At 50.6% G+C, this 967-nt stretch carries 2 tRNA genes and 2 rRNA genes; all 4 read right to left on the reverse strand.

Going from position 1 to position 967, the window contains the following annotated elements:
- Positions 1-416, reverse strand: a 23S ribosomal RNA gene (locus tag JFY56_RS24145); the annotation flags it as partial.
- Between the two features lie 237 nt (positions 417-653).
- A tRNA-Ala gene (locus JFY56_RS24150) sits at positions 654-729 on the reverse strand.
- 15 nt (positions 730-744) lie between these two features.
- A tRNA-Ile gene (locus JFY56_RS24155) sits at positions 745-821 on the reverse strand.
- 81 nt (positions 822-902) lie between these two features.
- Positions 903-967, reverse strand: a 16S ribosomal RNA gene (locus tag JFY56_RS24160); the annotation flags it as partial.

Here is a 967-nt window from a genome sequence, read left to right on the forward strand (position 1 = left end):
CCTTGGAGGATGGTCCCCCCATGTTCAGACAAAGTTTCTCGTGCTCCGTCCTACTCGATTTCACTTCCCAGAACCTTTCATATACGGGGCTATCACCCACTATGGCCGCACTTTCCAGAGCGTTCTATTAGATTCAAGGAAGCTTAAGGGCTAGTCCCCGTTCGCTCGCCACTACTAAGGGAATCTCGGTTGATTTCTGTTCCTCAGGGTACTTAGATGTTTCAGTTCCCCTGGTTCGCCTCACACACCTATGTATTCAGTGTGTGATAACCAACTTGTGTTGGTTGGGTTTCCCCATTCAGACATCTCCGGATCACAGGTCGTTTGCCACCTCCCCGAAGCTTTTCGCAGGCTACCACGTCTTTCATCGCCTCTGACTGCCAAGGCATCCACCGTATGCGCTTCTTCACTTGACCATATAACCCCAAACAATCTGCCATCTCGGCAGGTTCGGTACGGTCGTGAAGACGACATTCGCCGAAAATTCGCGCTTGAACTCGCAAATTTTACCTTGAGCCAATTAACCATCAGTGAAAATGGTCAATCAGTCACTTCTATCACATACCCAAATTGTTAAAGAACGGTTCTGGCACAAAGACCAGACAGCAAGGTTCGTTCATCGAACATTCCTGTCTGAGCTTTCTCGACGATAATGGTGGAGCCAAGGAGGATCGAACTCCTGACCTCCTGCGTGCAAAGCAGGCGCTCTCCCAGCTGAGCTATGGCCCCCAATCGATTACGATTTGGTGGGTCTGGGCAGATTCGAACTGCCGACCTCACCCTTATCAGGGGTGCGCTCTAACCGACTGAGCTACAGACCCATAAAGGGTTGCCGAATCGTCGTCTAACCAGTGAATCAAGCAATTCGTGTGGGAGCTTATGAATAAGCTGCGATCTTCGATTAAGGAGGTGATCCAGCCGCAGGTTCCCCTACGGCTACCTTGTTACGACTTCACCCCAGTCATGA

The organism is Pseudomonas schmalbachii, from assembly GCF_017589465.1.
Taxonomy (GTDB): Bacteria; Pseudomonadota; Gammaproteobacteria; order Pseudomonadales; family Pseudomonadaceae; genus Pseudomonas; species Pseudomonas schmalbachii.